Source organism: Chamaesiphon sp. (assembly GCF_041737865.1).
Classification (GTDB): domain Bacteria; phylum Cyanobacteriota; class Cyanobacteriia; order Cyanobacteriales; family Chamaesiphonaceae; genus Chamaesiphon.
Map to the genome: position 1 here is coordinate 1 of NZ_JBGSQZ010000162.1, position 7,490 is coordinate 7,490.

A 7,490-nucleotide genomic window follows, 5' to 3' on the forward strand; every position below is an offset into this window, starting at 1 on the left:
GTAGGGGCGCGGCTTTATGCCCGCCCTGGATCTACGCTTATTACTAATATTTTTATACTGCTGCAAGATGTGAGTATATAAAAAGGACTAACTTCACACCGATCCCGCCGACTGAGCAAATTTCGCCCACCAGAAGCGATCTAACCCAATCTGCTATCTACAACAACCGCCAGGGCGATTCAGAAAGCACAGCAGTTGAAATCGCCGCTAGCTAAAAAGTCAGCGTAGGCGGACTTGGCAACATTAGCGACAATTTCAATTGTAGGCTAGGCTATCTAGTAAACAATCGATCGTACTTAAATGCAGTGTCACCTTTATAGCCAGTCAACTCTCCCAATTTAGACAGTTTCTTAACGCCAGGATCTATTTTCCCATCAATAATCCAAGTCGGAAACCCTTGAATGCCAGCTTTCGTACAAGCATCGGGCTGAGGATTAGTTTTAGCATCAGTAGCACATTCGACATTGGCAACTTGCGCCCAGGCTTCTTTACCAAATAACTGCTTTTGTTCGTAGCAATGTGGGCACCAGTAGGCACTATACATCTTGGCACCCTTCTGAGTCAGATGTTTAGCCAACTCGATTTCCGCAGTTCCAGACGTAGACTTGATTTCCCAGCCTACACCTACTTCGGGAGCGGTAGTGGGAGCTAGCGAATTTATTTGACCGCCGATCGCCGTGTTGTACAATACCAGCGATACTAGCAGTGATACTAGAGCCGCTGCCATACCTGTAAAGATTACTTGTCCGACATCTTCCCAATCCCGCCCAACTAACGTCAGTCCCAAGATCGTGAATGTAAAAATTGCGGAAGCAATACAAAATGGGCAAGCCGCTTTAATCACAAATGCCAGCAAATACATCAGATAGCCGCTAAATACTGCCATCCCCACGCCAGCCAGGAATAGCCCCAACCAGGTGAGGTTATTGAGCTGATTGTGAGCTGATTTATTAGTTTTGGGATCGATCAGAGTTGGCGCAAATGCCATCACTGCCACCGCAACATAACTCAATAGCCCCAAACCAGTCAGCGGAAAGTTGCCCACATTGGCAAAGGGACTAGTGAGGACAATTTGACAACCTTCGGTGCCACAAACTCCGTTGTTGCTGACTTTCACCCACGTCAGGTAAGCCGTAACACATATGCCTAAAATTGCAGTTATGCCAATCAGTAACCGTGAGTATTGATAAATCCAGGGAACTTGACGACGTTTCATAGGGGTAAATGGTGGATGGTGGATGGTGGATGGTGAATGGTGAATGGTGAATGGTGAATGGTGAATAGTGAATGGTGTAGGGTGTGTTAGGCATCAGCCGTAACGCACCAGGGTACCAGAGCTATGTCTATAATTCTCTTACCTACCCTCTACCCTCTACTCTCTACCCTCTACCCCTAAAGCCTAAAGCCTAAAGCCTAAAGCCTAGCGGTGAATTTTCATCGAATCGATCGCCCGTTGTACAGATCGACTAGCGAGATCCTGACGAATTGTTTCGACAAATTGACTGACGCGAATTGGATCGATCGAGTTCTCAATTTTCCCTTGACGTTTGAGCGAACTCGAAACAATTACACCATCGGCAAATTGCATCAAGCTACCGATGTTATCAAAATTTGCACCACTGCCGATCACGATCGGCACGCCCCCAGCAGCGGCTTTAGCCAGCTTGAGGTCTTCTAGAGTAGGGGGACTACCTGTCGCTACTCCAGAGATGATTGCTGCGTCTGCTAGACCGCGATCGATCGTTTCTCGCAGGGCATTAATTAGATCGCTCGAACTCAGTGGTTGAGCGTGTTTGACGAGGACATCTGCCATGATTTTGACATGACTGCCCAATTCTCGCCGATACCTAAGTAGTTCGTAAGCACAGCCTTCAATCAAGCCCTGATCCGTTGCCATCACTCCAGATAGGACATTTACCCGAATAAAAGCCGCTCCAGTACAACTAGCGATCGCCATTGCACTGAGACTATCATTCCGTAATACATTGATGCCGATCGGTAGTGAGACTAATTCCATCAGCCGCGACACTACCGTCGTCATCGCACTAACTACAGCCGGATCGACGCGACTTTTAGGAAAAGGCGCATCAAAAAAGTTTTCGACGATAATCCCATCGACACCACCAGAAACCAGGGCGACTGCTTCCTGTTCGGCTCGATCGATAATCGCGCTGAGGCTACCGCCCCAACGCGCCGAAGTCGGTAGGGGCAACAGATGGACTACGCCAATAATCGGCTGAGTGGTGTTAAATATTTGCTTTAAATTCACGTTTTACGTTCAACTAGGCGAATGGCGATTGCCGCACCAACTCAAGCTTGGGCATGACCAAACCGCGAGACTCAATCTTCATCTCTATTATCCACAAATTAGGCTGTAGTTACTCACTAGTTAACGTCAGTTCGGGTTAATTATCCTCTCACAGGTTGCTGGCTTCGTTCCATGCTCATCCCTATGCTAACCGCTCAAGTCCACTTCAGGCGCGGGCTGTGCCTGAACCGAGGTAAGTTTGCACCCATTTCCCATCTACCCTTCAATATTTTCTACTTTACATCTCGCAACATCGTGCTAAGATATAGCAGCGTTACTTAAATTATGCCTCAAGCATTAGGCAAGCAAGTTTCCAGTCCAAACTACTAGTTAAAGTACTCTTCGACTGCAAATCGACACCACGATCGTGCTGATAATTGAAATTATCGGTTAAGATTGAAAGCCGGATTTAAAAGCATTTTGTCATTGGCATAGCGTCTTTGAAAAAGAATCGATCCAGCCATCGCCGATTTAGTCTATTTAAAGAAGCGTTAACGCAATGTGGGCGGATCGAACAAAACACGAGTTAGAACTGGTAACTGAGCAATAATCACTGTATTACTGTTGGAGACAGAGAAACCGAGAATACATGGGCAACAAGCCAACAATTGCAATATCTCATCTAGGTTGCGAAAAAAATCGAATTGATAGCGAGCACATGCTCGGACTGCTAGTGCAAGCAGGGTATGAGGTAGATGCTGACGAAACCGCAGCAGATTATGTCATCGTCAATACTTGTAGTTTCATTGATGCTGCAAGAGCAGAATCCATCCGTACGTTAGTAGAACTAGCCGAAGCGGACAAAAAGATTGTGATTACTGGCTGCATGGCGCAGCATTTTCAGGAGCAGTTACTTGCAGAAATACCTGAAGCTGTAGCTGTAGTTGGCAGCGGTGACTATCACAAAATCGTCGATGTGATCGAACGCAGTCGTGGCGGCGAGCGGGTCGTAGAAATCAGCCCAGAACCAACATACATCGCTGACGAACACACCCCCCGCTATCGGACGACGACTGAGGGTGTTGCTTATCTACGCGTAGCCGAAGGTTGCGATTATGCTTGTGCTTTTTGTATAATTCCGCACTTGCGCGGAAAACAGCGATCTCGGACGATCGAGTCGATCGTTGCCGAAGCTCAAAGACTGGCAGATGAAGGCGTACAGGAACTAATCCTGATCTCCCAAATCACCACCAACTATGGGATCGATATCTATGGTACACCTAAACTAGCCGAACTTCTGCGCGCCTTGGGCAAAGTAGATATTCCGTGGATTCGGATGCACTACGCTTACCCGACAGGGTTAACACCTAAGGTAGTCGCAGCCATGCAGGAAACAGCGAATATTTTACCCTACCTAGATCTCCCATTACAGCATTCCCATCCCGAAATCCTCCGTGCCATGAATCGCCCGTGGCAAGGACAGGTAAACGATCGCATCATCGAGCAACTCAAAACAGCTCTCCCTGATGCAGTCATGCGGACGACACTGATTGTCGGCTTCCCTGGAGAAACCGACGCTCATTACCAACATCTCCAAGCATTCTTGCAACGGCATGAATTCGATCATGTTGGGGTGTTTACCTTCTCCGCAGAGGATGGAACTCCGGCGGCTACCTTGCCCCATCAATTGCCACAAGCAGTGATGGACGAGCGACGCGACGGCATCATGGCGATGCAACAACCAATTTCACTCCGCCGTAATCAAGGTGAAATCGGTAAAACCGTGGATGTCTTGATCGAACAGGAACATCCCGATTCCGGGTTGTTGGTAGGCAGATCTGCAAGATTTGCACCAGAAGTGGACGGATTAGTGTATGTTAGTGGGAGTGCCCGCCTTGGGTCAATTGTTTCCGCTACGATCCACGCAGCCGACTATTACGATCTCCACGGCGAGATCGTCTATCAGTAAACAGTAAACAGCGATCGGTTATCCGGCGATGCCAAGCTTTCAGCTTTGGGATTAAAATGATAATATAGTCGCTACTAACTAGACAACTGTTAAATTCAAAATCTAAATATACTTTAAGTTTTGAATTGGAGCGAAGACGCTAGAACTCAGTAAAAAGACCGATTATTCGACAACAATTCACGACAGAATCTCCGCCTCGCAAGTGATGCGAACATTCTGTAACTATTTAGTATTGCTTTTATTGGTGCAGAATTACAGCTAATTCTCACATATCCCCAAACTGAATGGTTTAAATATTGGGTACGATGTTTTCCCCGGTTTATCTACTGTTGAATTCCTAAAGATTAGCTCCTAACTTTTCGACATCAAATCATACCGATCCACTTAACTACAAATTATGACCGTTTCTTTCTCTAGCCTTGGACTTTCCGACCATATCGTTACACAACTGGAAGGACTGGGGATTACTGAACCAACCAATATTCAAGAGCAAGCCATTCCTTATCTATTATCCGGCAAAGATGTAGTCGGACAATCCCAAACAGGAACGGGTAAAACTGCTGCTTTTGCACTGCCCATGATCGAACGTTTGGATTGGCAGCGTCCGATCGTCCAAGCCTTGGTGCTGACTCCCACCCGTGAGTTAGCAATGCAGGTTTCCGCTGCGATGAAAACCTTCTTAGGTGGTAACGAGCGTCGCTCCCCGATCTTGACTGTCTATGGCGGACAGGCGATCGATCTTCAGATTCGTCGCTTAGAAAGCGGTGTAGCTGCCGTTGTCGGTACACCTGGACGCGTAATCGACTTGATCAATCGCGGTCATCTCCGCCTCGGACAAGTCGAATGGTTGGTACTCGATGAAGCTGATGAAATGCTTAGTATGGGCTTCATCGACGACATCGAACTAATTTTGAGCAAATTGCCCACCGAACGCCAAACCGCCTTCTTCTCGGCGACGATGGCACCCCCAATTCGCTCATTAGTCAACCGCTTCCTCAAATCTCCTGTGACCGTCACAGTCGATCAAGTCAAAGCGGCACCTTCCAAAATTCAGCAGCAGGTTTACTTCATCCCACGCGGTTGGACTAAAGCCCAAGCTCTACAACCTATTCTCGAACTCGAACAACCAGAATCAGCGATTATCTTTGTTCGGACTCGTAAAGCAGCAGCAGAACTCACCAGCCAACTCCAATCCGCCGGACACAGCGCAGATGAGTATCACGGCGATCTGACTCAAACTCAACGGGAACGTCTATTAGCGCGATTCCGTGGTGACAAAGTACGCTGGATCGTCGCAACAGATATTGCTGCACGCGGTCTAGATGTCGATCACCTCAGCCACGTCATCAACTACGATCTACCCGATAGCGTCGAAAACTATATTCACCGGATCGGTCGGACAGGTCGCGCGGGTAAAGAAGGAGTAGCAATCTCCTTGATTCACTCCCTCGATCGTCGTAAACTACAAGCGATCGAACGTCGTGTCAAGCAGTCCCTAACTGTCTGTCAAATCCCGACTCGCGCTCAAGTAGAAGCGTCCCATGTCGATAAGATTCAGGGTAAGGTACAGGAGGCTCTATCCGGCGAACGGGTAGCTTCCTTCCTGCCAATTATCGCCAAAATGAGCGAAGAATACGACATTCATACCGTCGCAGCAGCAGCACTTCAATTGGTATACGACCAAACTCGCCCCGCATGGCTAGATATGGAAGAACCACAACAACAACAAGAGCGCGAACGTTCTTCTAATAGCTTCAAACCTCGCGGTGGTAGCGACCGTCGTGGCGGCGGTGGTGGTGGCGGCGGTGCTGGTGGCAAACCAGTTCTCCGCAGTGGCGGCGGTGGCGGCGGTGGTCGTTACGACCGTCGCGACAGTGCCCCTCGCAACGAAAGCAGTCGCTACGAGCGCGACAGCCGCGATAGCCGCGACAACCGTGGTGGTCATCGCAGTGAAGAACGGGTCTAATCATTAAGTTCGATCGATAATACTATCGATCGAGCAGCGATTATCTTGAATAATCTGTAGAAGGTGGGTAGTACCCACCTTTTAATTTAACTATCGATCGTCAATACATCGATCTCCTATACCTAGACGTGATAGTTTAAGTAGGGGTGTAATAAAATTTGTAAATAAACATTAAGTTACAGTGCCGAGGACATAGAGATTGTATCTGCGGATTCAAATTACCGCATCGATTGACCAGCGGTGATGAGTAGTTATTTCAGCTCCAAATTCTCGCTGAGATGCGATCGACTGCGATCATTTGAAATATTAGGACACTTCTTCGGCAGTTTTTTACATACCTAAAATTGAGGCAATCCCCCCAGGGAAATCCTGCAAGCAAGCTAATTTAATTCCAGTCTGGAGGAATTTCTATATGTCTATTCGTTTATATGTGGGCAACTTACCAAAATCTGATGTAGAGCGGGATGAACTCCAAACCGTTTTTGCTGAAGCTGGCGACTTAGTTTCTGTCAAAGTTATTAAAGATCGCAAGACTGGTAAATGCCGTGGATTTGGCTTTGTCACCGTCGAGACTGACGAACAAGCAGACCAAATCATCGAGAAGTACAATGGTGCGATGTTCCAAGAAACTCCCATCAAAATCGAAAAAGCTTTACCCAAAGCCAAAGGACAAGAAGATGAAGATGGCGAGGGCGATAGTGAACCTACTCCTAGAGAACCTAGCAGCGTCCCGAAACCTACTTTAAGTAATAAGAACAGTGCTAGTGCTACTCCGGCTACTCCGGCTACCCCCACCAGCACTCCTCGCCGCAGTAGTGGTGGTGGTGCCGCCAAAAAAGGTGGTCGCAAAGAGGGTAATAAGACTAGTACCAGTAACAATGCCAGCACTAGCACTACCACTACTGAAAGTTTCCAACCCGATCCCCGCTGGGCTGGGAAATTGGCAGAACTCAAGGATAAATTAGCTCAATCTGGTAATCTCTAAATTGTCCAATTAAGTAGAGCCAACAGACTGCAATTGCTTGCAGGTAAAGTAGATATTGCTAGGGATATAGATCTCCCTGGCAATTTTTTTATCAAAAATATTAATAGGATGTTTGGAAAGTATAGAGTGACACTTAACCAGCCCCCTAGCCCCCCAATTTGGCAGGGTGGTTCATACACCAGAAACCTGAGTTCGATGAGGCTATGCCTCATCATCAAATCAAGTCTCTGAATGTGTTTGAGCAATAAATATCAATTGTCAAAACAAGATACTTTACCAATCTATTATCAATAAGCATTACTTGTTGATAATAGCTTGGGAT

General features: G+C 47.3%; 5 protein-coding genes. 3 read left to right on the forward strand and 2 right to left on the reverse strand.

Features of this window, described 5'->3' with window-relative positions:
* Window positions 1-271: 271 nt before the first annotated feature.
* Window positions 272-1,216: a vitamin K epoxide reductase family protein gene (locus tag ACEW9J_RS12410; protein ID WP_373545432.1), complete on the reverse strand. Its 945-nt coding sequence runs from the start codon at window positions 1,214-1,216 to the stop codon at window positions 272-274.
* 204 nt (window positions 1,217-1,420) lie between these two features.
* On the reverse strand, window positions 1,421-2,269 hold the full coding sequence (gene btpA, locus ACEW9J_RS12415; protein WP_373545433.1) for a photosystem I biogenesis protein BtpA: 849 nt from the start codon (window positions 2,267-2,269) through the stop codon (window positions 1,421-1,423).
* Window positions 2,270-2,897: 628 nt separating this feature from the next.
* Here btpA and rimO point away from each other — a divergent pair.
* From rimO to ACEW9J_RS12430, 3 genes are all read left to right on the forward strand, one after another.
* A complete protein-coding gene (gene rimO, locus ACEW9J_RS12420) occupies window positions 2,898-4,217 on the forward strand; it encodes a 30S ribosomal protein S12 methylthiotransferase RimO (protein ID WP_373545434.1) in 1,320 nt (439 codons plus the stop codon).
* Between the two features lie 397 nt (window positions 4,218-4,614).
* Complete coding sequence (locus ACEW9J_RS12425) at window positions 4,615-6,183, forward strand: DEAD/DEAH box helicase (RefSeq protein WP_373545435.1); 1,569 nt, start codon at window positions 4,615-4,617, stop codon at window positions 6,181-6,183.
* A 412-nt stretch (window positions 6,184-6,595) separates the two neighbouring features.
* Window positions 6,596-7,168, forward strand: coding sequence for an RNA recognition motif domain-containing protein (locus ACEW9J_RS12430; RefSeq protein ID WP_373545436.1), 573 nt, complete (start codon window positions 6,596-6,598; stop codon window positions 7,166-7,168).
* Window positions 7,169-7,490: the final 322 nt, after the last annotated feature.